We start from the raw sequence: 23,449 nt of genomic DNA, 5'->3' as shown, positions 1-23,449 counted from the left end.
GCGGCCGATGCGGGGATCGCTCCGCCGCGGCCCGCCGTGCACGCGGCTTCCGGCACCCGGCTCGGCGACGCCCACCCCAGACAGGAGGGACCGACGGACCTGCGTCTCGTGCCCCCGGCGCTGGCCGCGTGGGGGACGGCCGCGCTCATGGTGCACGCCTCGCCGGGGTGGGTCACGGGAGTGGTCGTGACCTGCCTGGTGATGGGCTCGGCCCTACTGGTCCTTCGGCAGAGGCCGGGGCGTGCGGACGGGCCGTCACGGGGTGGGGCCGGGGCTCGGACGAGGGTGTCCGTCGCCGCCGCGCTGCTCTGCGCCGGAGCGGCCGCCGCTTCCGCCGGACTGCACGGGGCGGATCTGCGGCGGGGGCCCGTCCCCGCGCTGGCCGAGCAGTACGCCCGGGTGACCGCGGAGGTAAGGCTGACGGCCGACCCACGGCTCACCCGCCCCCGCATCAAGGGCAACCACGCGGCCCCGGACGCCGTGCTCCTCCAGGCCGAGGTACGCCGGGTGCGGAGCCCGGACGGGACGGTCGTGCGGACACGCACACCGGTGCTGGTCATCGTCGACGTGGACGAGCGTTCCGGTCGAGCGTCGTGGCTCTCGCTTCTGCCGTCCACGCGGGTACGGGTCGCGGCGCGGGTCGCACCGGCCATGGTCGGCGGCGACCGGGTGGCAGCCGTGCTGCGGGTGCGGGGCGGTGGGGCGCCGGTGGTGACGGAGGAGCCGAGCGCCGTGCAGCGGCTCGCGGGACGGTTGCGCGCGGGACTGCGGGAGGCGACCGACGGGCTGGACGCCGACGCGCGGGCGTTGCTGCCGGGGTTCGTCGTCGGGGACACCTCGCGGGTCCCGGCCGAGCTGGACGAGGCGTTCAAGGCGACCGATCTCACGCACCTCCTCGCCGTCAGCGGGGCCAACTTCACGATTCTCCTGGCCCTGTTCATCGGACCGCCGGGGTTGGCACAGCGGGCCGAGCGACGGGGACTCGCACCCCGGCTCGGCATCTCTCTGCGGGCGACCGCGCTGGCGGGTGGTGCGCTGACGCTCGGGTTCGTGATCGTGTGCCGGCCGGAACCCAGCGTGGTGCGGGCGGCCGCGTGCGGTGCGATCGCGCTGCTGGCCATCGCGACGGGACGGCGCAGGTCCCTCGTCCCCGCGCTGGCGACGGCGGTCCTGCTGCTGGTGCTGTACGACCCGTGGCTGGCCCGCAGTTACGGCTTCCTGCTGTCCGTCCTCGCGACCGGAGCGCTGCTCACCGTCGCCCCGCGCTGGAGCGCCGCGCTCCAGCGGCGCCGGGTGCCACCGCGTCCGGCCGAGGCGCTGGCCGCGGCGGGAGCCGCGCAGGCGGTGTGCGCGCCGGTCGTCGCCGTGTTGTCGGCCAAGGTGAGCCTGGTGGCGGTGCCGTGCAACCTGCTGGCGGAGTTCGCGGTGGCCCCGGCCACGGTGCTGGGGTTCGCCACGCTGGCGACGGCCCCGGTCGCGATGCCCGTCGCCGAGTGCTTTGCCTGGTGCGCGAGTTGGCCCGCCGGCTGGATCGCGGACATCGCCCGCACCGGGGCGTCGCTGCCCGGCGCGGGAGTGGACTGGCCGGGCAGCTGGACCGGTGCGCTGCTCCTCGTCCTGGTCACCGTGGTGGTCGTCCTGATCGGGCGGCGCCTCCTCGGCCATCCGTATCCGGTGGGAGCCTGCCTGCTGGCGTTTCTGCTGGTCGTGGTGCAGCCACCGCCCCTGACCAGGGTGATCACGGGGTGGCCGCCGCCGGGTTGGCACCTGGTGATGTGCGATGTGGGGCAAGGGGACGCGAGCGTCCTCGCGGCGGGCGACGGTGCCGGGGTGGTCGTGGACGCCGGTCCCGATCCGGTGTCGGTCGACCGCTGCCTCACGACGCTCGGCATCACCCGGATCCCGCTCGTGGTCCTCACCCACTTCCACGCCGACCACGTGATGGGGCTGCCGGGAGTGCTGCGAGGACGTGCGGTGGGGGCGATCGCGGCGACCGGCTTCGAGGAGCCCGTGGAACAGGCCGAGTTCGTGCGCAGGGAGGCGGCGGACCGGGGGATCCCGCTGACCCGGGCCGTGGCCGGGGAGGAGCGGCGCACGGGCAGCCTCACCTGGCGGGTGCTGTGGCCACCGGCCGACGCCGCCGCACCGGACGGGCCGAACGACGCCAGCGTGACCATGCTCGTCCGCTCGGCCGGGCTGACCCTGCTGCTCCTGGGCGACCTGGAGCCACCCGGCCAGCGGGAACTGGCGGGATCACCGGAGGCCGCGGCGCTGGGAGCCGTGGACGTGGTGAAGGTCGCCCACCACGGTTCGGCCTACCAGGACCCCGGACTGATACGTGCGATGGCGCCACGGCTGGCCCTCATCTCGGTCGGCGCGGACAACCCGTACGGCCACCCGGCGCCCAGTACGGTCGCCGCGCTGCGGGCCGGGGGCGCCACGGTGCTGCGCACGGACGAGGACGGCGCGATCGCCGTCGCGGGTACGGCGAAGGAGTTGCTCGTGGCGCGAGACTGACCTCATGGACACCGCAGAGATTGACGCCTACCTTCGCCGCCTCGGAGCCGAGCAGCCGGCCCGGCCCACGGCCGACGTGCTCCGTGAACTGCACCTGTGCCATCTGCGGGCGGTGCCGTTCGAGAACCTGTCGATCCACCTGGGTGAGGAGATCGTCCTGGAGGAGAAGCGGCTGCTGGACAAGGTGGTGGGGCGACGCAGGGGCGGGTTCTGTTACGAACTGAACGGGTCGTTCGGGGCACTGCTCGCGGCGCTCGGGTTCGACGTGACGCTGCTCGCGGCGCGGGTGTACGGCGAGCAGGAGCGGCTCGGCATCCCGTACGACCATCTCGCGCTGCGGGTGGGGACGGTGGACGGGGGTGACTGGCTGGTCGATGTCGGGTTCGGGGCGAACAGCCACTGTCCGCTGGAGTTCGGGAATCGGGGGGAGCAGAAGGATCCGGGGGGCACGTTCCGGGTGGCCGAGGCGGACCGGCAGAGCGGGGGGCGGGAGTTCGGGGACCTGGACGTGTTCCGGGACGGCAAGCCGCAGTACCGGCTGGAGGTGCGGCCGAGGGTTCTCGGGGACTTCGTGGCCGGCGCCTGGTGGCACAGCACCTCACCGGCCTCCCACTTCACCCGGTCCCTCGTCTGCTCCCGGGTCGCCGAGGACGGCGGCCGTATCACCCTCAGCGGCCGCACCCTCACGGTCACCTCGGCGGAGGGCGACCGGGAGGTGACCGAGCCGGCGACGGACGGGGAAGTGCTGGCCGTGTACCGGGAGCGGTTCGGGGTCGAGTTGGGGCGGGTGCCGGAGGTGGGGGACGGGAGGGGGAGCTTGGGGTAGGGCGGGGGAGGGGAGGGCCCCCGGAGGAGCAGGGGGAGGGCGGACGGAAAATGGGGGCGTGAGTGATGTGAGACATGTGTTGGTGCTGCCTGATCGTGACGCGGCCGAGGCGGCGGCGGAGGCGCTCGGGGAGCGGTTCGGGCTGGACGAGGAGCCGCAGCTGGTGCGGGACGCGCTGGCGGGGGAGGACGACGCCGAGGACGCGCAGTGGCTGTTGGTGCTGCGGGACGAGCGGGGGCGGCTCGATCCGGTGGCGTTGGACGAGTTCGCGGGAGAGTGGGAGGGGTGGCGGGAGGAGCCGTGACGCTCCGGTGGCCGGGGAGCGCCGAGGAGCGCGGGGGTGGTTCGCCGGCTGCTGGTCGGTGAGGGTGTCCACGCGGTTCCCTGCGCTGTTCCGGGGTGCTGGTGCTGGTGCTGGTGCTGGTGGCGGTGGCGCTGCCGGTGGCGCTGCCGTGCGGGGCGGGGTGGGTTGTCAGTGGGGCGTGGGATGCTTTCCGGGATGGCCAAGAAGACTGCGAATGACGATCCTCTCGCCCCCGTGACGCTTGCCGTCGGGCAGGAGGAGCTGCTGCTCGACCGTGCCGTGCAGGTGGTGGTGGCCGCCGCGCGGGCCGCGGACGCCGACACGGACGTACGGGATCTGTCCTCGGACCAGTTGCAGCCCGGCACGCTCGCCGAGCTGACGAGTCCGTCGCTCTTCGCGGAGCGGAAGGTCGTGGTCGTACGCAATGCGCAGGATCTGTCGGCCGACACCGTCAAGGACGTGAAGGCGTATCTGGGGGCCCCTGCCGAGGAGATCACCCTGGTGCTGCTGCACGCGGGGGGTGCCAAGGGGAAGGCGCTGCTGGACGCGGCGCGCAAGGTGGGGGCGCGGGAGGTGGCGTGCCCGAAGATGACGAAGCCCGGGGATCGGCTGGCGTTCGTGCGGGGGGAGTTCCGCACGCTCGGGCGGTCCGCGACACCCGAGGCGTGCCAGGCGCTCGTCGACGCGATCGGGAGTGATCTGCGGGAGCTGGCGGCCGCGGCGTCGCAGTTGGTAGCGGATGTCGAGGGGACGATCGACGAGGCGGTTGTCGGGCGGTACTACACGGGGCGGGCCGAGGCGTCGAGCTTCGAGGTGGCCGACCGGGCCGTCGAGGGGCGGGCGGCGGAGGCGTTGGAGGCGCTGCGGTGGTCGTTGGCGACGGGGGTGGCGCCGGTGTTGATCACCAGTGCGTTGGCTCAGGGGGTGCGGGCGATCGGGAAGCTGTCGTCGGCGCGGGGTGGGCGGCCGGGGGATCTTGCGCGGGAGTTGGGGATGCCGCCGTGGAAGATCGATCGGGTGCGGCAGCAGATGCGGGGGTGGACGCCGGACGGGGTGGCTGTGGCGTTGCGGGCGGTGGCTGAGGCGGATGCGGGGGTGAAGGGTGGGGGCGATGATCCTGAGTACGCGTTGGAGAAGGCGGTTGTGGTGATCGCTCGGGCGGCTCGGTCTCGGCGGGGCTGAGTTTCTCGCCCCCGCCGCCCCTACCCGTCCCGTCCCCAGGGGCGCTGCCCCTTCTACCCCGGGACCCGCCAACCCCCCGCTCCCGAGAACCCCTCACCCCTGTCTCCGTCGACGGGAAGGTATGCCGGAGGCCCCGTCTCCGTCCCTGGGGAAGGGATGGGGGCGGGGCCTCGGGTCACTGCTTGTGGACCTGTACCCGCGTGGCGAACGCAGGCCGCGTACGGGTCCGGGGTGCCGGGTGGGAGCGGATGAGAGAGGGCCCGCTCTGGGTCCAGCCGGCGGTCAGATCAAAGTGGAGCTCAGCCCTTGAGGGCCACGACCTTGGAAGCAAGCGCCGACTTCTTGTTGGCGGCCTGGTTCTTGTGGATGACACCCTTCGAGACGGCCTTGTCGAGCTGGCGCGCGGCAGCGCGCTGGTACTCGGTGGCCTTCTCGACGTCACCCGCGGCAGCGGCCTCGCGGGCCTTGCGGATCGCGGTCTTGAGCGACGACTTGACGGCCTTGTTGCGAAGGCGCGCCTTCTCGTTGGTCTTGTTCCGCTTGATCTGGGACTTGATGTTCGCCACGAATGAGCCTTTTCAGCTACAGGTGTGCGAGACCGTGGAGGTCGTGCAGGACACGCCGCGCACGTCTCGGACACCGTTTGATTTCCTAGGGACGTGTCTCCTGCTGAGAGGGCATGAGACACAGCCGCCCACGCTACCAGCCGCCCACGGGTCGGCCCAAACCGGTCGCAGTTCTCCGCCCGTGGGACCATGGTGCCTACGTACAAGACCCGCTAGATCCGACCCGAGACCGCAGACGGCTGCGGACACCTCAAGAATCAGGACCCTGCGTGCCCGCGATCCCTAGCCATGTGCCCGAGCCGAGCCGTACCGACCCGGCTCTGATCCGCAACTTCTGCATCATCGCGCACATCGACCACGGCAAGTCCACACTCGCCGACCGGATGCTCCAGCTGACCGGTGTGGTCGAGCAGCGGCAGATGCGTGCTCAGTACCTCGACCGCATGGACATCGAGCGTGAGCGCGGCATCACGATCAAGTCCCAGGCGGTGCGTCTGCCCTGGGCGCCGACCGACGATCCGGGCAGCACGCACATCCTCAACATGATCGACACCCCGGGGCACGTCGACTTCACGTACGAGGTCTCGCGGTCGCTGGCTGCCTGCGAGGGGACGGTCCTCCTCGTCGACGCGGCTCAGGGCATCGAGGCCCAGACCCTCGCCAACCTCTACCTGGCGATGGAGAACGACCTCAAGATCATCCCCGTGCTGAACAAGATCGACCTGCCGGCCGCCCAGCCGGAGAAGTTCAGCGAGGAGCTCGCCAACCTCATCGGCTGTGACCCGGAGGACGTGCTCAAGGTCTCCGCCAAGACCGGTCTGGGCGTCGAGGCGCTGCTGGACCGGGTCGTCGCCGAGGTCCCGGCCCCGGTCGGCGTCCAGGACGCGCCCGCGCGGGCCATGATCTTCGACTCGGTGTACGACTCCTACCGCGGTGTCGTGACGTACGTGCGTGTCATCGACGGGCAGCTCAACAAGCGTGAGCGGATCCGGATGATGTCCACGGGCGCCACGCACGAGCTGCTGGAGATCGGTGTCTCGGCCCCGGAGATGAAGGCGGCCGACGGCCTCGGTGTCGGTGAGGTCGGCTATCTGATCACCGGTGTGAAGGACGTCCGCCAGTCCAAGGTCGGTGACACGATCACCACCCTGCACAAGGGGGCCACCGAGGCGCTCGGCGGTTACAAGGACCCGAAGCCGATGGTCTTCTCGGGTCTGTATCCGCTGGACGGCTCCGACTACCCCGAGCTGCGCGACGCCCTCGACAAGCTCCAGCTCAACGACGCCGCGCTGGTGTACGAGCCGGAGACCTCCGCCGCGCTCGGCTTCGGTTTCCGCGTCGGCTTCCTCGGTCTGCTGCACCTGGACGTGATCCGTGAGCGGCTGGAGCGCGAGTTCGGGCTCGATCTGATCGCCACCGCGCCGAACGTGGTCTACCGCGTCGTCATGGAGGACGGCGCGGAGCACACGGTCACCAACCCGAGCGAGTTCCCCGAGGGGAAGATCGACGCCGTGTACGAGCCCGTCGTACGCGCCACGATCCTCGCGCCGTCCGAGTTCATCGGCTCGATCATGGAGCTGTGCCAGACCCGGCGCGGCACCCTGCTCGGCATGGACTACCTCTCCGAGGACCGGGTCGAGATCCGCTACACGCTCCCGCTCGCGGAGATCGTCTTCGACTTCTTCGACCAGCTGAAGTCGAAGACGCGCGGCTACGCCTCCCTGGACTACGAGCCCACCGGTGAGCAGAGCTCCAGCCTGGTCAAGGTCGACATCCTGCTGCACGGTGACAAGGTGGACGCCTTCTCGGCCGTCACCCACAAGGACGCCGCCTACGCCTACGGTGTGCGGCTCGTGGCCAAGCTGCGCGAGCTGATCCCGCGGCAGGCCTTCGAGGTGCCCATCCAGGCCGCGATCGGGTCGCGGGTCATCGCCCGCGAGACCATCCGCGCCATCCGCAAGGACGTCCTCGCCAAGTGCTACGGCGGTGACATCTCCCGGAAGCGGAAGCTGCTGGAGAAGCAGAAGGAGGGCAAGAAGCGGATGAAGATGGTGGGCTCTGTGGAGGTTCCGCAGGAGGCCTTCATCGCCGTTCTGTCCAGCGACGAGAGCGCCGGCAGCGGCAAGGGCAAGAAGTAGCCACCGGGCGGCGGGGGCCCCGGTCCGCGGGGCGGCCGCTGTTACCCCCGGAAACTCGGGCATGATGCGGGCCCGTCGCGTTTCGCCGCGACGGGCCCGCAGGTCGTCCGGGAGATACCGGCGTGTGTTCGTAGGGTCGTTCTCGGTGGAAAGTGACTGCCCGCCGCCCCTTACGAACCAGCCGACCGCGCTCTACCCTGATCACCACTCGATGGTTACTCGCGAGTTAAACAACAGCCGCTTTGAGCCAGCCGCGCAGTCCTGAGCACACAGTCCATGAGCCAGCCGCGCTGTCGCGTGCCCCGGAGGATGTCGTGAGCGACACACAGACCCTGATCGAGAACCGCCCGCCGTCCATGGCGGCCCTCTTCCTGGAGCGCGTGGCGGCCACACCGGAGGCCGAGGCCTTCCGCTATCCCGTGGCGCCGGCCTCGGGCCAGGGCCCGTCGGACTGGAAGTCGCTGAACTGGGCCCAGGCGGCCGAACGGGTCAACGCCATCGCGGCCGGCCTCGTCGAGCTGGGCGTACAGCCGGAGCAGCGTATCGCCCTGTCCTCGGCCACGAGGATCGAGTGGATCCTGTGCGACCTCGGCATCATGTGCGCGGGCGCGGCCAACACCACGGTCTACCCGCAGACGAACGCCGAGGAATCCGCGTACATCCTGTCCGACTCCGGCAGCCGGGTCCTGATCGCCGAGAACGCGGCGCAGCTCGACAAGGCCCGCGAGAAGAAGGCCGAGCTGCCCGACCTGGCCCATGTCGTCGTCATCGACCCCGAGGGCGCGGACCTCTCCGAGGACTGGGTGCTCTCCCTGGCCGACCTGGAGAAGCGCGGCGCCGCGTACCTGGAGAAGAACCCCGACCTGATCAAGGAGAAGGTCGGGGCGATCACCAAGGACCAGCTCGCCACCCTCATCTACACCTCGGGCACCACGGGCCGCCCCAAGGGGGTCCGGCTGCCGCACGACAACTGGGCGTACATGGCGAAGGCCATCGGCGCGACCGGTCTGCTCGAACCGGCGGACGTGCAGTACCTGTGGCTGCCGCTCGCGCACGTCATGGGCAAGGTGCTCCTGGCCGGACACATCGAGGTCGGGCACATCACGGCCGTCGACGGCCGGGTCGACAAGATCATCGAGAATCTGCCGGTCGTGCAGCCGACGTACATGGCGGCCGTGCCGCGCATCTTCGAGAAGGTCTACAACGGCGTCGTCGGCAAGGCGCGCGCGGGCGGCCCGGCCAAGTACAAGATCTTCCAGTGGGCGGCCGGGGTCGCCCGCGAGTACGCCAAGGTCAGCCAGGACAACTTCCGGCGCACGGGCACCGCGTCCGTCCCGTTCGGGCTGGAGGCCAAGCACAAGGTCGCCGACGCGCTGGTCTACAAGAAGCTGCGTGAGGCGTTCGGCGGCCGGCTGCGCGCCTGTGTCTCGGGTTCGGTCGCGCTGGCGCCCGAGATCGGCTTCTTCTTCGCCGGCGCGGGCATCCCCATCCTGGAGGGCTACGGCCTCACCGAGTCCTCTGCCGCGTCCTTCCTCAACCCGGGCGAGGCCTTCCGTACGGGCACGGTGGGCAAGCCGCTGCCCGGTACGGAGGTGCGTATCGCGGACGACGGCGAGATCCTGCTGCGCGGCCCCGGCATCATGGAGGGCTACCACGGGCTGCCGGAGAAGACCGCGGAGGTCCTGGAGGCCGACGGGTGGTTCCACACCGGTGACATCGGGGAGCTGTCGCCCGACGGGTACCTGCGGATCACCGACCGCAAGAAGGACCTGTTCAAGACGTCCGGCGGCAAGTACATCGCGCCGACCGAGATCGAGGGGCAGTTCAAGGCGCTCTGCCCGTTCACGTCCAACGTCATGGTGATCGGCGCCGACCGCAATTTCTGCACCGCGCTCATCGCCCTCGACGAGCTGTCCCTCCAGGGCTGGGCCGCGGAGAACGGGCTGGCGGGGAAGTCCTACGAGGAGATCATCTCGGCGCCGGCGACGGTGGAGATGATCGCGGGGCATGTCGCTCAGCTGAACGAGGGGCTGCAGCGGTGGCAGACGATCAAGAAGTTCCGGCTGCTGCCTCGGGATCTCGATGTCGAGCACGGTGAGCTGACACCGAGCCTGAAGCTGAAGCGGCCGGTGGTGGAGAAGGAGTACCGGCACCTCATCGACGAGATGTACGCGGGCGCTCGGGAGGCGTAGCGCCCGCCGCACGGGAGCGGGGGGCCGATGGCGAGGCGTGGTCCGGGAGGGCCGGTCGTGCGGCCCTGCGTCCCCCGGGTCACGTGCTGTGCTCTCCCGCCTCTCCTGCCACCAGCTGACGGAGGTCCTGGATCTGTATTCGGACCTCCGTCAGGTCCGGGGCGGGCTGGGCCAGTTGCTTGTCCAGGGCCGCGAGGCGCGCGTCGACCTGTTCCGTGTGTTCACGCCGCCTCGTCATCAGGCTCTCCAACTCCCGGGTCTTGCGGTGCAGTTCCAGGAAGACGCTCACCTTCGCCCGTAACACCCAGGGGTCGAAGGGCTTGGTGACGTAGTCCGCCGCGCCGGTGGCGTAGCCGCGGAAGGCGTAGCCGGCGTCGGCGTCCGTACCGGTGAGGAAGATGATCGGGACGTCCTTGGTCTGGTCGAGGCGCTTGATGTGGGCGGCGGTCTCGAAGCCGTCCATGCCGGGCATCCGGATGTCGAGGAGGACGACGGCGAAGCGCTGCCTCAGGAGGGCCTTCATGGCCTCCTCGCCCGAACGGGCGCGTACCAGCGGCTCGTCGAGAGATGCCAGGACGGCCTCCAGGGCGACCAGGTTGTCCTCCATGTCGTCGACGAGGAGGATGCCCGCGCGTCCGTCGGTCCGGTCCCGAGTGGTCATGGTGAGGGTGCCTCGTTCTCGTCGGTGCGTTTCTCGGGTGCCGGGTCCGCCGCGTCCGCCGGGCTCCGCGTGCCCTGCGGGCTCCGCGCGCCCTCCGTGTTCTCCGGGCTCTCCGGGTCCAGGACCGCGCAGACGACCGTGAGCAGTTGGTCGACGTCCACGGGCTTCGGTACGTAGTCGTTGGCGCCGCGGGCGATGGACTTGTCGCGGTCGCCGGGCATCGCCTTGGCGGTGAGGGCGACGATGGGCAGGCCCGCCCAGCGTGGGGTGCGGCGGATGGCGGAGATCGTCTCGTAGCCGTCCATCTCCGGCATCATGATGTCCATCAGGACGAGTTCGACGTCCGGGTTGCGCTCCAGGGTCTCGATGCCCTCGCGGCCGTTCTCCGCGTACAGGACGGGCATGCCGACACGGCCCAGGACGTGGGTGAGCGCGAAGACGTTGCGGATGTCGTCGTCGACGATCAGCACCCGGCGGCCGGGCAGCACCTGGCCGGCGCGTCCCGCCTTCCACGCCTCCAGTTTGGTGGGCGCGGGCCAGGTGTCGTCGCTGTCGTGTGCGGCCGGGTACGGCTCGGTCGTCAGCTGCTCGGGTACGAGGGTGCCGGGCTCCTCGGCGGCGGCGGGTCCCGGCAGCCCGTGGCCGGGGCTGAAGACGGGCACGTACAGGGTGAAGGTGGAGCCCTTGCCGGGGACGCTCTCGGCGATGATGCGGCCGCCCAGCAGACCGGCGATCTCCCGGCTGATGGACAGGCCGAGACCGGTGCCGCCGTACTTGCGGTTGGTGGTGCCGTCGGCCTGCTGGAACGCCTCGAAGATCACCGGGAGTTTCTCGGGCGCGATACCGATTCCGGTGTCGGAGACCGCGAAGGCGATGACCTCGTCGTGGTCCTCGCGGGTGAACCGGTGGTCGGGGTCCTTGACGCGGTTGACAGCCAGTTCGACGCGCCCCGAAGCGGTGAACTTGATGGCGTTGGACAGGAGGTTGCGCAGGATCTGCTGGAGGCGCTGCTCGTCCGAGTACATCTCGCGCGGCACGTTCTCGCCGACCGCGACCTCGAAGGCCAGGCCCCGGTCGAGGGTGAGCGGGCGGAACGTGGCGTGGACGTAGTCCAGGAGCTTGATGAGCGGCAGGCGTTTGGGGCGTACGTCCATCCGGCCGGCCTCGATCTTCGAGAGGTCGAGGATGTCGTTGATCAGCTGGAGGAGGTCGGAGCCCGAGCGGTGGATCGTGGTCGCGAACTGCACCTCCTGGTCGGTGAGATGGCCGTCCGGGTTGTCGGAGAGCAGCCGGGCCAGGATCAGCAGCGAGTTCAGCGGGGTGCGCAGTTCGTGGGACATGTTCGCCAGGAACTCCGACTTGTACTGCGAGGAGGTGGCCAACAGGGCCGCCTTCTCCTCCAGTTCGGCGTTCGAGCGACGCAGCTCCGCCTGCTGTTTCTGGAGTTCGTCGGAGCGTTCCTGGAGCTGCATGGCGAGGCGCTGGGACTCGCCGAGGAGGGACTCGGTGCGGGAGTTGGCGATGATGGTGTTGATGGCGACGCCGATGGTGTTCACGAACTGGTCGAAGAACGCCAGGTGGACGTCGGAGAAGCGGGAGAAGGACGCCAGCTCGATCACGCCGAGGAGTTTGTCCTCGAAGAGGATCGGGATGATCACGACGCTGGACGGGGAGGCCTCCCCGAGACCGCTGTTGATCTTGATGTAGCCCGGCGGGGCCTCCTCCACCAGGATCCGCTTCTTCTCGCGGGCCGCCTGCGCGACGAGCCCGTGCACGGGGAGGCCACCGGTCTCGACGGTCGCGCCCTGCGCCGCGCCGTAGCCCGCGATGAAGGCGAGGCCCTTGGTGGGCGCCACCGGGAGCGGGGCCGCGCCGTCCTCGTCGGGGTCGGCCAGGTAGAAGGCGCCGTACTGGGCGTTCACCAGCGGGGTCAGCTCGCGCAGGATCAGGTCGGCGACCTCCATCAGGTCGCGGTGGCCCTGCATCAGGGCTGCGAGGCGGGCGAGGTTGGACTCCAGCCAGTCCTTCGCGCGGGTGGTCTCGCGGAGGTTGGCCACCATCAGGTTGATGTTGTCCTTCAGCTCCGCAACCTCGCCCTGCGTCTCCACCGTGATCGAGCGGGACATGTCGCCCTGGGCCACGGCGGAGGCGACCTCGGCGATCGCGCGGACCTGGGTGGTCAGGTTCGAGGCGAGCTCGTTCACGTTCGTCGTCAGGCGCTTCCAGGTGCCGTAGACGCCCTCGACCCGGGCCTGGCCGCCGAGTCGGCCCTCGGAGCCGACCTCGCGGGCCACGCGGGTGACCTCGGAGGAGAAGGAGGAGAGGGTGTCGACCATCGTGTTGATGGCGGTCTTCAGCTCCAGGATCTCGCCGCGCGCGTCCACGTCGATCTTCTTGGAGAGGTCGCCGTTGGCCACCGCCGTGGTCACCTGGGCGATGTTCCTGACCTGCGAAGTCAGGTTGTCCGCCATGTAGTTGACGTTGTCGGTCAGGTCCCGCCAGACGCCCGACACGCCCTGCACCTGGGCCCGGCCGCCGAGCGCGCCGTCGGTGCCGACCTCGCGGGCGACCCTCGTCACCTCGTCGGCGAAGGCCCGCAGTTGTTCCACCATCGTGTTGACGGTGTCCTTCAGTTCCAGGATCTCGCCGCGCGCGTCGACGGTGATCTTCTTGGAGAGGTCGCCGTTGGCGACGGCGGTCGTCACCTGGGCGATGTTGCGGACCTGCGAGGTCAGGTTCAGGGCCATGAAGTTGACGTTGTCGGTGAGGTCCTTCCAGACGCCGGAGACGCCCCGGACCTGCGCCTGACCGCCGAGGTTTCCTTCGGTGCCGACCTCGCGGGCGACGCGGGTGACCTCGTCGGCGAAGGCGGAGAGCTGGTCGACCATCGTGTTGATCGTCGACTTCAGCTCCAGGATCTCGCCCTTCGCCTCGACCGTGATCTTCTTGCCGAGATCGCCCTGGGCGACGGCCGTGGAGACGAGGGCGATGTTCCTGACCTGGGAGGTCAGGTTGTCCGCCATGAAGTTGACGTTGTCGGTGAGGTCCTTCCAGACGCCGGAGACGCCCCGGACCTGCGCGCGGCCGCCGAGGTTTCCTTCGGTGCCGACCTCGCGGGCCACCCGGGTCACTTCGTCGGCGAAGGCGGAGAGCTGGTCGACCATCGTGTTGATCGTCGACTTCAGCTCCAGGATCTCGCCCTGCGCGTCGACCGTGATCTTCTGGCTCAGGTCGCCGTTGGCGACGGCGGTGGTGACCTGGGCGATGTTGCGGACCTGCGACGTCAGGTTCGACGCCATGAAGTTGACGTTGTCGGTGAGGTCCTTCCAGACGCCGGAGACGCCCCGCACCTGCGCGCGCCCGCCGAGCCGGCCCTCTGTGCCGACCTCGCGAGCCACCCGGGTCACTTCGTCGGCGAAGGCGGAGAGCTGGTCCACCATCGTGTTCACGGTGAGCTTCAGCTCCAGCAGCTCGCCGGTCGCCTCGACGGTCACCGTCCGGGTGAGGTCGCCGCGCGCCACCGAGGTGGTGACCAGGGCGATGTCCCGCACCTGCGCGGTCAGCCGGGCGGCCATGGTGTTGACCGCCTCCGTCACGTCCCGCCAACTCCCGGACAGTCCACGGACCTTGGCCCGGCCGCCGAGGCGTCCCTCCGTGCCGACCTCGCGGGCGACCCTCGTCACCTCGCCGGTGAACAGCGACAGCTGGTCGACCATCTTGTTCACGGTGCTGCCCAACCGCCGCAGATCGCCCCGCAGTTGACGGGTTCCGTCATGCAGGTCGACACGCTGGGTCAGATCGCCGCCGGCCACCGCGTCCAGCACGCGCGTGGCGTTCGCGGCGGGCGCGACCAGGGCGTCGAGCGTCTGGTTCACGTCGTCGACGCGGGTCGCCCAGGCGCCCTGGCCCGGACTGGCGGAGAGCCGCTCGTCGAGGCGGCCGTGCCGGACCAACTCGCGCCGCACACGCTGTACTTCGGAGCCGAAGTGGGTGCTGCGGTCGATGATCTGGTTGAAGAGGGCGCACAGTTCCGCGACCGGCGCGGGACCCGTCTCCGGGACCTTCGTGAAGCTGCCGTCGCGGGCCGCGGTCATGGCCGCGGCCAGCGCGCGGAGATCGGACGCCCGGATCAGTCCGTCCGTTCGGCTGTCCTTCTGACCGTTTTCGGACAACCGCGTACCACTGTTCTCACTCATGGTGGCCCACTTCGGTGACTCGGTGCTTATGGGCGTGGTCAGTCTGTCACTCTGGCCGTGCCGCCTGAGGCCTATTCGTCCGAACTTTCTCAGGGAGCCGCTCAGTGGGGGCCATTCCGACGCAACGGGACACCGTGTCCTGCGCTTCTGATGCGCCGGCGCGCGTCGGTTCCGAGTCCCTGTACGCCGCGCCCGCGTACGCGGGGCTCGACCGGCGCGCGACGGCGCACCTGTCGCTTCCGGGCGGGCCGCTCGCGCCCGGAGCCGCCCGGCGCTTCGTGGGTGCCGCGCTCACGGAGTGGGCCGAGCTGGGCCTGCCCGGTGCCGCCGCGGTCACGGCCCGCCTCGCCGAGGACGTGCTCGTGGTGGTCAGTGAGCTGGTCACCAACGCGGTCGTCCACGCCGGCACCGACGTCGAACTGCTCTGCCGCCTCGGCCGCGACGCCCCCACCGCCCCCGGATGGCTGCTCCTGGAGGTCTCGGACCACCATCCCTCCCGGGCGGTACGAGGCGAGAGCGCCGAACGGCCCTACCTCGTCGAACGGCCTTACGGGGCCGCCGAGTACGGGCGGGGCCTGCGCCTGGTCGCCGCGCTCTGCGAAGCCTGGGGGATCACCTACCGGACCGGCGTGAAGACCGTCTGGGCCCGGCTGTCGGTCGACGGGGCGATGGCGGTGGAGGGGGCGTTCGAGCCGTACGGCGGGGACGAGGGCGGCCCGGCGGCCGAAGGGGCCCTGGGGGACCGGGCCGACGACGCCTGGGATGCGCGGGCGTACGCCGGTGACCTGGCACAGGGCGTGCGCCCGGTCGACCTCGTCGCGCCCGTGCCCCGGCCCGATGGGGAGCGCGATCGGGAGTGGCTGAACCGGGGCGCCCTCTCCTTCCTCGCCGAGGCGTCCGATCTGCTCACCGGGCAGCTGGACGAGGACCTGGTCGCCGCACTCGCCGGGCAGCTGCTCGTGCCGAGGCTGGCCGACTGGTGCGCGGTGTGGCTGGAGGAGGAGGGGCTGGGCTGGCGCGCCGGCGACGCCTCGTTCGGCCCCGCGCCCCGCCTCGCCCGCGTCTGGCACGGCAGCGAGAACCGCATCGAGGAACTGCGCCGAGCCCTGGAGAAGAACCCCCCGAGGTTGCCCGACGCGGTGCGGTCGAGGGCGGTGCCCGTGCCGTGGCCGGAGCTGGGGGAGGAGGCGGAGGGCGGGGCGCCCAGGTCCGAAGCGGGGCCGGTGGCGGGCGTCGCCGGGCACGTGGTGGCCGGTGTGGGCGAGGCCCCCCAGGACGAAGCCGTGCCGGTGCCGGAGGCCGGCGTCGGGGTGCTCCCCGATGCGGTCGGGCCGGTGGAGCGCGGGGCGCCCCACTGCGGGGCCGGGTCGGCCGCGGTGGGCGAAGAGCCGGCGTCCCGAGGCCCGGCCCGGCCGGGACCGCGGGGCGCAGGCGGGCCGGTCGCGGACGTGGCCGGGGTGGCTGGAGTGGCCGGAGTGGCGGGGGTGGCCGACGGAGCCGGGGTGGACGGAGTGGCCGTCGAAGCCGAAGTGGCCGACGGAGCCGAAGTAGCCGGAGTGGCCGAAGTGGCCGGAGTGGCCGACGGAGCCGAAGTGCCCGACGGAACCGAAGTGCCCGGAGTGCCCGACGAAGCCGAAGTGGCCGAAGTACCCGAAGTGGCCGAAGTGGCCGAAGTGGCCCTAGTACCCGACGAAGCCGGGTCGGCGGTGGAGTGCGCCGGCGGGGGGTCGTACCGCGTAGTCGAGTCGGCGATGGAGGACGAAGCCGGGGCGTCCCGACGCGCACCCGGACCGCCGGCGGAGCACGGAGGCCGAGCGGCGCGCGGCCGAGGCGGCCCGAGCCCGGAGGGCGAAGGCGGGGCCGCGCTCGCGTATCGGCTCATCGCCGGTGGACGGCCGCTCGGCACGCTCGTGATCGGGCGGGCCGGGCTGCCGCGGTTTCCCGACGAGGTGACCGGGCTGGTCGAGGACCTCAGCCGGCGGATCGCGTTGTCCATCGGCGCGGCCCGCCAGTACGCCCGTCAGGCCACCATCAGCCGTGTCCTGCAGCGTGGACTGCTGCCGGGCGCGGTCGCCGAGATCCCCGGCGTGTCGAGCGCGCTCGTCTACGAGCCGTGCGACAAGGGCGGACCCAGCGGCGACTTCTACGACCTCTTCCCGGCGGGCCGGGGCCGCTGGTGCTTCGCGATCGGCGACGTCCAGGGCAAGGGCCCCGAGGCGGCCGTCGTCATCGGCCTCGCCAGGCCCTGGCTGCGGCTGCTCGCCCGCGAGGGCTACGGCGTCGCGGACGTGCTCGACCGCCTCAACCAGCTCCTCCTCGACGACGCCACCGAGGCGGCCGACGCCGCCGCCCGCGCCCTGGTCACCGCCGGCGACCCCGGCCTCGTCGACCCCGACGGCCCGCAGACCCGCTTCCTCTCCCTCCTCTACGGCGAACTCGTCCCCGTCGACGGCGGCGTCCGCTGCACCCTCGCCTCCGCCGGGCACCCGCTGCCGCTGCTCCTGGGCCCCGACGGCGACGTACGGGCCGTGGCCGAGCCGCAGACGCTGCTCGGGGTGATCGAGGACACCGAGTACGTCTCCGAGACGTTCGAGCTGCGGCGCGGCGACACCCTGCTGTGCGTGACCGACGGGGTCACCGAGCGGCGCAGCGGCCCACGCATGTTCGACGACGGGGACGGCCTGGCCCGCGCGCTCTCCGGCTGCGCCGGGCTCGACGCCCGGCTGATCGCCGAACGCATCCGACGACTCGTCCACGAGTTCGGGGAGGGGCCACCCGACGACGACCTCGCGCTGCTGGTGCTGAGGGCGGAATGAGGACCGGCGGGGGTGCTGGACAATGGGGGACATGCCTTCCGCACTCCCCGACGGTGAGCCCGTCCCCGACGACGGCGCGCTGCCCGCGCACGCCCTGGCCGGAGCGGCCGAGCGGCCCCTCGGGTTCTATCTGCACGTCCCGTACTGCGCGACCCGCTGCGGCTACTGCGACTTCAACACCTACACCGCCACCGAGCTGCGCGGCACCGGTGGCGTCCTCGCCTCCCGCGACAACTACGCGGACACGGTCCTCGACGAGATCCGTCTCGCCCGCAAGGTGCTCGGCGACGACCCGCGCCCCGTCCGCACCGTCTTCGTCGGCGGCGGCACGCCCACGCTGCTGGCCGCCGACGACCTCGTACGGATGCTGGGGGCGATCCGGGACGAGTTCGGTCTCGCGGACGACGCGGAGGTGACGACGGAGGCGAACCCGGAGTCGGTCGACCCCGCCTATCTGGAGACCTTGCGCGCGGGCGGCTTCAACCGCCTCTCCTTCGGTATGCAGAGCGCCCGGCAGCACGTCCTGAAGATCCTCGACCGTACGCACACGCCGGGGCGGCCGGAGGCGTGCGTCGCGGAGGCACGCGCGGCGGGCTTCGACCACGTCAACCTCGACCTGATCTACGGCACACCGGGCGAGTCCGACGACGACTGGCGGGCCTCCCTGGACGCCGCGCTCGGCGCCGGACCGGACCACGTCTCGGCGTACGCGCTGATCGTGGAGGAGGGCACGCAGCTCGCGCGGCGCATCCGCCGGGGCGAGGTGCCGATGACCGACGACGACGTCCACGCCGACCGCTACCTCATCGCCGAGGAGCGGCTCTCGGCCGCCGGGTTCGACTGGTACGAGGTCTCCAACTGGGCCACCTCCGACGCCGGACGCTGCCTGCACAACGAGCTGTACTGGCGCGGCGCCGACTGGTGGGGCGCGGGGCCGGGCGCCCACAGCCACGTCGGTGGCGTGCGCTGGTGGAACGTCAAGCACCCCGGCGCGTACGCGGGCGCGCTGGCGGCGGGGAAGTCGCCGGGCGCCGGGCGTGAGCTGCTGGCGGACGAGGACCGCAGGGTCGAGCGCATCCTGCTGGAGCTGCGGCTCCGGGAGGGCTGCCCGTTGTCGCTGCTGCGACAGGAAGGCCTCACCGCCGCCGAGCGCGCCCTCTCCGGCGGGCTGTTGGAGCCGGGACCGTACGAGGAGGGGCGCGCGGTGCTCACCCTGCGGGGGCGGTTGCTGGCGGATGCGGTGGTGCGGGACTTGGTGGACTGATCACTCGGGTGGGTGAATCCGTGCGGAACGGGGGTTCGATGCCTAACCTGATTCGTAGGCTGCCGCCGAAAGCGCACGGTGGCGGAAACCGGAGGACTGCGGAGATGACCGCTGTGGACGACCGACCCATGACCACCGGCATCGTGAAGGTCTTCGAGAACCTCGAGGTTCCCGAAGGCTTCAAAGTCGAACTCCTCCGGGGGGTAATTGTGATGATGGCGGGGCCAGACGTGGCCCACAACGACATCGTGGAGGCGGTGCAGGACCAGATCCCCCGGCGGCACTGGCGGCGACTCCAGACTCAGGACATCGCCATCCTCGAAGAGACCAGTGAGCCGCAACCAGACCTAGTGGTGATCGAGCGAGGCGCCGGACCCGGACACGGAAGGCTGATGCCGTCCGAGGTCATCACTTTGTTGGTGGAGGTCGTTTCCAAGACAAGTGTGGACCGGGACTACACGGTCAAACGGTCGATCTACGCAGCGGCCAAGATTCCTGCCTACTTCATCATCGACCCCATCATGGGCCAGTGTGTGCTCCTCACCGAGCCGACGGGCGAGGGGGAAGACGCGGACTACCGGTGCCAACGGATCACCAAGTTCGGCGATCTCACCCCGCTGGAGCCCATCGGCATCGAGCTGGAGACCAGCGAATTCGCCGCCTACGAGAAGGTCAGGCCCCACCGCTATCCGTGACGAAGTCGATCAGCTCCTCCACCCGCCCCAGCAGCTCCGGCTCCAGGTCCCGATAGGACCCCACCCTCCCCAGAATCGCCTGCCACACCGCCCCCGTGTTCTCCGAGGGCCACCCCAGCGCCCGGCACACCCCCGTCTTCCAGTCCTGCCCGCGCGGTACGCGCGGCCACGCCTCGATGCCCACCGACGCCGGCTTCACGGCCTCCCAGATGTCGATGTACGGGTGGCCGACGACGAGCGCGTGCTCGCTGGTCACCGACGCCGCGATACGGGACTCCTTGCTGCCGGGGACCAGATGGTCGACCAGGACCCCGAGACGGGCGTCCGGGCCCGGCGCGAAGTCCGCGACGATCGCGGGCAGGTCGTCCACGCCCTCCAGGTACTCCACGACCACGCCCTCGACGCGCAGGTCGTCGCCCCAGACCTTCTCGACCAGTTCGGCGTCGTGGCGGCCCTCCACGTAGATGCGCCCGGCGCGGGCCACGCGCGCGCGGGCGCCCGGGACGGCCACCGAACCCGAGGCGGTGCGGGAGGGACGGGCCGGGGCCGTCGACGAGGGACGCACCAGCGTCACCACCCGGCCCTCCAGCAGGAAGCCCCGGGGCTCCAGCGGGAACACGCGGTGCTTGCCGAAGCGGTCCTCCAGGGTCACCGTGCCCGCCTCGCAGCGGACGACCGCGCCGCAGAAGCCGGTGCCGGGCTCCTCGACGACCAGACCGGGGTCGGCCGGGACCTCGGGAGCCGGCGCGGGCTTCTTCCAGGGAGGGGTCAGGTCGGGCGAGTACTGGCGCATTCGAGTGACGATAGGAGAAGCCGCACCCGGATGCCCGCGCCCTCAGCCCGACACGCCGAAACGCCGGGCCAGCGCGTCCCGCTGGGCCCGGACGAACGCCGCGTCCACCACCGCCCCGTGGCCGGGCACGTACAGCGCGTCCTCGCCGCCGAGGTCCAGCAGCCGGTCCAGGGCGGCCGGCCAGCGGGCGGGGATCGCGTCGGGGCCCGCCTGGGGTTCGCCGGACTCCTCCACCAGGTCCCCGCAGAACACGACATCGCGTGAGCCGTCCGCGGTCCCCGGCACCAGGACCGCGAGGTCGTGGCCCGTGTGCCCCGGCCCGACGTTCGCCAGGAGGACCCGCAGGTCACCGCCCAGGTCGAGGGTCCGTTCGCCGGACACATGACGGCGGGGCCGTACGAGGAGGTCGGCCGCCTCCGTGGCGTCCGCCGGGGGGAGGCCGTGGTGCACGGCGTCCGCGCGGAGGGTCTCGCGGTCGCGGGCCAGGACGCCGTCGACCCCCACCGCGCCGAAGACCTCCACCCCGGCGAACGCGGACGCTCCGAAGACATGGTCGAAGTGCGCATGGGTGAGCGCGAGATGTGTCACACGGGCGCCACCGAGCAGCCGACACGCCTCGTCGCGCAACCGCGCGCCCTCCCGGAGGCTCGAACCCGCGTCGATCAGCAGGGCCGCACCGTCCCCGACCACCAGCCCGGCCGTGCAGTCCCAGCCGGGCAGGCGGCACCGTCCGACCCGGGGCGTCAATCCCTGCCACCCGCACTCTTCCCAAGTCACCGTCATGCGCCGACGCTAGCCGTAGCCCCCCGAGGCGCACCGCGGCTCCCCGCCGCTTTTCGGCCGCCGGAGGGGGCCGGTCGTCGCGTACCCGGCGGTAGGACGAGGTCCGGCCGTTCGCCCGACATCGTCGGACAGGTCGGTACACGTCGGCATGACATGGCTGGACCGGCCTTGCCGGGGGCGTACCCCACCGCCGTACACTGGGCGGGGAGTGTTGGCACTCGCCCGGGGTGAGTGCCAAGGGGAAGCCACAGGAGAGCGAGCTGGAGGTGTGCGCGGTGCTCAGTGAACGCAGGCTGCAGGTGCTGCGCGCCATCGTCCAGGACTATGTGGGCACCGAGGAGCCGGTCGGTTCCAAGGCGCTCACGGAGCGGCACAACCTGGGCGTCTCCCCGGCGACCGTCCGCAACGACATGGCGGCGCTGGAGGACGAGGGCTTCATCGCCCAGCCCCACACCAGCGCGGGCCGCATCCCCACCGACAAGGGGTACCGGCTCTTCGTCGACAAGCTGGCCGGCGTCAAGCCCATGACCCCGCCCGAGCGGCGCGCCATCCAGAACTTCCTGGACGGCGCCGTCGACCTCGACGACGTGGTGGCGCGGACCGTACGGCTGCTCGCGCAGCTCACGCGGCAGGTCGCCGTCGTGCAGTATCCGTCGCTCACACGGTCGACGGTGCGGCATGTGGAGCTGCTGTCGCTGGCTCCCGCCCGGCTGATGCTCGTGCTGATCACGGACACGGGACGGGTGGAACAGCGGCTGGTCGACTGCCCGGCGCCGTTCGGAGAAACGTCACTCGCGGATCTGCGGGCCCGGCTCAACAGCAAGGTCGCGGGCCGCCGGTTCACCGATGTGCCGAGACTGGTCGAGGACCTGCCCGAGGCCTTCGACCTGGAGGACCGGGGCACGGTATCCACGGTGCTCTCCACCCTGCTGGAGGCGCTGGTCGAGGAGAGCGAGGAGCGGCTGATGATCGGCGGAACCGCCAATCTCACCCGCTTCGGACATGACTTCCCCCTCACCATCCGGCCCGTTCTGGAAGCCTTGGAGGAGCAGGTCGTCCTCCTCAAGTTGCTTGGCGAGGCCGGGGATTCGGGCATGACCGTACGCATCGGTCATGAGAACGCGTATGAGGGACTCAACTCCACGTCCGTCGTCTCCGTCGGCTACGGTTCGGGCGGCGAGGCAGTAGCGAAACTGGGCGTGGTCGGACCTACGCGCATGGACTATCCGGGAACGATGGGAGCGGTACGAGCGGTGGCACGGTACGTCGGACAGATCCTGGCGGAGTCTTAAGTGGCCACGGACTTTTACGCCGTGCTCGGCGTGCGCCGCGACGCGTCCCAGGACGAGATCAAGAAGGCGTTCCGGAGGCTCGCGCGCGAGCTGCACCCGGACGTCAATCCCGATCCGAAGACCCAGGAGCGGTTCAAGGAGATCAACGCCGCCTACGAGGTGTTGTCGGACCCGCAGAAGAAGCAGGTCTACGACCTCGGCGGCGACCCCCTGTCCCAGGCGGGCGGCGGCGCGGGCGGCTTCGGCGCCGGCGGCTTCGGGAACTTCTCGGACATCATGGACGCCTTCTTCGGTACGGCGTCGCAGCGGGGTCCCCGCTCGCGCACGCGCCGGGGACAGGACGCGATGATCCGGCTGGAGATCGACCTCGACGAGGCGGCCTTCGGCACGACGAAGGACATCCAGGTCGACACCGCCATCGTCTGTACGACGTGCAGCGGCGAGGGCGCGGCCCCGGGCACGACCGCCCAGACCTGTGACATGTGCCGGGGCCGGGGTGAGGTCTCGCAGGTCACGCGGTCCTTCCTCGGCCAGGTCATGACCTCCCGGCCCTGCCCCCAGTGCCAGGGGTTCGGCACGATCGTCCCCAACCCGTGCCCCGAGTGCGCGGGCGACGGACGGGTGCGGTCGCGGCGGACGCTCACGGTCAAGATCCCGGCCGGTGTCGACAACGGCACGCGGATCCAGCTCGCCGGTGAGGGCGAGGTCGGGCCCGGCGGCGGTCCCGCCGGTGATCTCTACGTCGAGATCCACGAGCTGCCGCACTCGACGTTCCAGCGGCGCGGAGACGATCTGCACTGCACGGTGACGATCCCGATGACGGCGGCGTCGCTCGGCACGAAGGTGCCGCTGGAGACGCTGGACGGTCTGGAGGAGGTCGACATCCGGCCCGGGACCCAGTCCGGGCAGTCGATCCCGTTGCACGGCCGGGGTGTCACGCATCTGCGGGGCGGCGGCCGGGGCGACCTCATCGTCCACGTCGAGGTGCAGACGCCGACGAAGCTGGATCCCGAGCAGGAGGCGCTGCTGCGGCAGCTCGCGGTGCTTCGGGGTGAGGAGCGGCCCACGGGGCAGTTCCAGCCCGGGCAGCAGGGGTTGTTCTCCCGGCTGAAGGACGCGTTCAACGGGCGCTGAGCGGGTGCGTCGCCGGGGCGGGTCCGGTGGGGCTTCTCGCGCAGTTCCCCGCGCCCCTGAAAAGCCTGGGCTTTCAGGGGCGCGGGGAAC

General features: G+C 71.2%; 16 protein-coding genes. 11 read left to right on the top strand and 5 right to left on the bottom strand.

The features are described 5' to 3' along the window. Positions 1-36: 36 nt before the first annotated feature. From ACWCRJ_RS34395 to holA, 4 genes are all read left to right on the top strand, one after another. The gene (locus ACWCRJ_RS34395) at positions 37-2,517 is read left to right on the top strand and encodes a ComEC/Rec2 family competence protein (RefSeq protein ID WP_450943009.1); all 2,481 of its coding nucleotides are present in this window, start codon (positions 37-39) and stop codon (positions 2,515-2,517) included. 4 nt (positions 2,518-2,521) lie between these two features. After that, on the top strand, positions 2,522-3,343 hold the full coding sequence (locus ACWCRJ_RS34390; RefSeq protein WP_450942964.1) for an arylamine N-acetyltransferase family protein: 822 nt from the start codon (positions 2,522-2,524) through the stop codon (positions 3,341-3,343). 58 nt (positions 3,344-3,401) lie between these two features. After that, on the top strand, positions 3,402-3,647 hold the full coding sequence (locus ACWCRJ_RS34385; protein ID WP_078595581.1) for a hypothetical protein: 246 nt from the start codon (positions 3,402-3,404) through the stop codon (positions 3,645-3,647). 195 nt (positions 3,648-3,842) lie between these two features. Beyond that, positions 3,843-4,829 (top strand): DNA polymerase III subunit delta, encoded by a 987-nt coding sequence (holA, locus tag ACWCRJ_RS34380; protein ID WP_334658303.1) that lies wholly within the window; start codon positions 3,843-3,845, stop codon positions 4,827-4,829. Positions 4,830-5,128: 299 nt separating this feature from the next. On the opposite strand, the gene rpsT is transcribed toward holA, so the two are convergent. Continuing rightward, positions 5,129-5,395, bottom strand: a complete 267-nt coding sequence (gene rpsT / locus ACWCRJ_RS34375; RefSeq protein ID WP_005479277.1) for a 30S ribosomal protein S20 — start codon at positions 5,393-5,395, stop codon at positions 5,129-5,131. 269 nt (positions 5,396-5,664) lie between these two features. Here rpsT and lepA point away from each other — a divergent pair, with 269 nt between their 5' ends. Further along, on the top strand, positions 5,665-7,533 hold the full coding sequence (lepA, locus tag ACWCRJ_RS34370; protein ID WP_450942963.1) for a translation elongation factor 4: 1,869 nt from the start codon (positions 5,665-5,667) through the stop codon (positions 7,531-7,533). 314 nt (positions 7,534-7,847) lie between these two features. Beyond that, a complete protein-coding gene (locus tag ACWCRJ_RS34365; RefSeq protein ID WP_450942962.1) occupies positions 7,848-9,725 on the top strand; it encodes an AMP-dependent synthetase/ligase in 1,878 nt (625 codons plus the stop codon). Between the two features lie 79 nt (positions 9,726-9,804). Here ACWCRJ_RS34365 and ACWCRJ_RS34360 read toward each other — a convergent pair whose 3' ends face one another. Both ACWCRJ_RS34360 and ACWCRJ_RS34355 read right to left on the bottom strand, forming a co-directional pair. Continuing rightward, positions 9,805-10,386, bottom strand: coding sequence for a response regulator (locus tag ACWCRJ_RS34360; protein ID WP_450942961.1), 582 nt, complete (start codon positions 10,384-10,386; stop codon positions 9,805-9,807). Then, positions 10,383-14,582 (bottom strand): HAMP domain-containing protein, encoded by a 4,200-nt coding sequence (locus tag ACWCRJ_RS34355; protein ID WP_450942960.1) that lies wholly within the window; start codon positions 14,580-14,582, stop codon positions 10,383-10,385. The genes ACWCRJ_RS34360 and ACWCRJ_RS34355 overlap by 4 nt, the downstream gene beginning before the upstream one ends. A 104-nt stretch (positions 14,583-14,686) precedes the next feature. On the opposite strand from ACWCRJ_RS34355, the gene ACWCRJ_RS34350 reads away from it, so the two are divergent. The 3 genes from ACWCRJ_RS34350 to ACWCRJ_RS34340 all read left to right on the top strand — a co-directional run bounded on the left by ACWCRJ_RS34350 (position 14,687) and on the right by ACWCRJ_RS34340 (position 19,357). Continuing rightward, positions 14,687-17,398, top strand: coding sequence for a SpoIIE family protein phosphatase (locus ACWCRJ_RS34350; RefSeq protein WP_450942959.1), 2,712 nt, complete (start codon positions 14,687-14,689; stop codon positions 17,396-17,398). Positions 17,399-17,429: 31 nt separating this feature from the next. Continuing rightward, a complete protein-coding gene (gene hemW, locus ACWCRJ_RS34345; protein WP_450942958.1) occupies positions 17,430-18,662 on the top strand; it encodes a radical SAM family heme chaperone HemW in 1,233 nt (410 codons plus the stop codon). A 104-nt stretch (positions 18,663-18,766) separates the two neighbouring features. Next, complete coding sequence (locus ACWCRJ_RS34340; protein ID WP_319363419.1) at positions 18,767-19,357, top strand: Uma2 family endonuclease; 591 nt, start codon at positions 18,767-18,769, stop codon at positions 19,355-19,357. Here ACWCRJ_RS34340 and ACWCRJ_RS34335 read toward each other — a convergent pair. Next, positions 19,335-20,150, bottom strand: a complete 816-nt coding sequence (locus tag ACWCRJ_RS34335; protein WP_450942957.1) for a DUF3097 domain-containing protein — start codon at positions 20,148-20,150, stop codon at positions 19,335-19,337. The genes ACWCRJ_RS34340 and ACWCRJ_RS34335 overlap by 23 nt on opposite strands. Before the next feature lie 42 nt (positions 20,151-20,192). Then, complete coding sequence (locus tag ACWCRJ_RS34330) at positions 20,193-20,933, bottom strand: MBL fold metallo-hydrolase (RefSeq protein ID WP_450942956.1); 741 nt, start codon at positions 20,931-20,933, stop codon at positions 20,193-20,195. 275 nt (positions 20,934-21,208) lie between these two features. Here ACWCRJ_RS34330 and hrcA point away from each other — a divergent pair, with 275 nt between their 5' ends. Together hrcA and dnaJ are read left to right on the top strand one after the other, a co-directional pair. Then, entirely contained in the window at positions 21,209-22,225 is a 1,017-nt protein-coding gene (hrcA, locus tag ACWCRJ_RS34325) for a heat-inducible transcriptional repressor HrcA (RefSeq protein WP_046914266.1), read from the top strand. Beyond that, positions 22,226-23,359 carry a molecular chaperone DnaJ gene (gene dnaJ / locus ACWCRJ_RS34320; protein ID WP_005479261.1) on the top strand — a complete coding sequence of 378 codons (1,134 nt, stop codon included), beginning with the start codon at positions 22,226-22,228 and terminating at the stop codon, positions 23,357-23,359. Positions 23,360-23,449 lie beyond the last annotated feature (90 nt).

The sequence above is a fragment of the Streptomyces sp. NPDC002324 genome (assembly GCF_053593335.1).
The sequence above is the reverse complement of the archived record's forward strand: the minus strand, read 5'-3'. Positions and strand labels throughout refer to the sequence as shown.

Bases quoted from the DNA above. Each gene is read 5' to 3' on its own strand.
- ACWCRJ_RS34360 (WP_450942961.1), bottom strand. From the start codon at position 10,386: ATGACCACTCGGGACCGGACCGACGGACGCGCGGGCATCCTCCTCGTC.
- ACWCRJ_RS34330 (WP_450942956.1), bottom strand. From the start codon at position 20,933: ATGACGGTGACTTGGGAAGAGTGCGGGTGGCAGGGATTGACGCCCCGG.
- holA (WP_334658303.1), top strand. From the start codon at position 3,843: ATGGCCAAGAAGACTGCGAATGACGATCCTCTCGCCCCCGTGACGCTT.
- ACWCRJ_RS34335 (WP_450942957.1), bottom strand. From the start codon at position 20,150: ATGCGCCAGTACTCGCCCGACCTGACCCCTCCCTGGAAGAAGCCCGCG.
- ACWCRJ_RS34390 (WP_450942964.1), top strand. From the start codon at position 2,522: ATGGACACCGCAGAGATTGACGCCTACCTTCGCCGCCTCGGAGCCGAG.
- ACWCRJ_RS34340 (WP_319363419.1), top strand. From the start codon at position 18,767: ATGACCGCTGTGGACGACCGACCCATGACCACCGGCATCGTGAAGGTC.
- ACWCRJ_RS34355 (WP_450942960.1), bottom strand. From the start codon at position 14,582: ATGAGTGAGAACAGTGGTACGCGGTTGTCCGAAAACGGTCAGAAGGAC.
- hemW (WP_450942958.1), top strand. From the start codon at position 17,430: ATGCCTTCCGCACTCCCCGACGGTGAGCCCGTCCCCGACGACGGCGCG.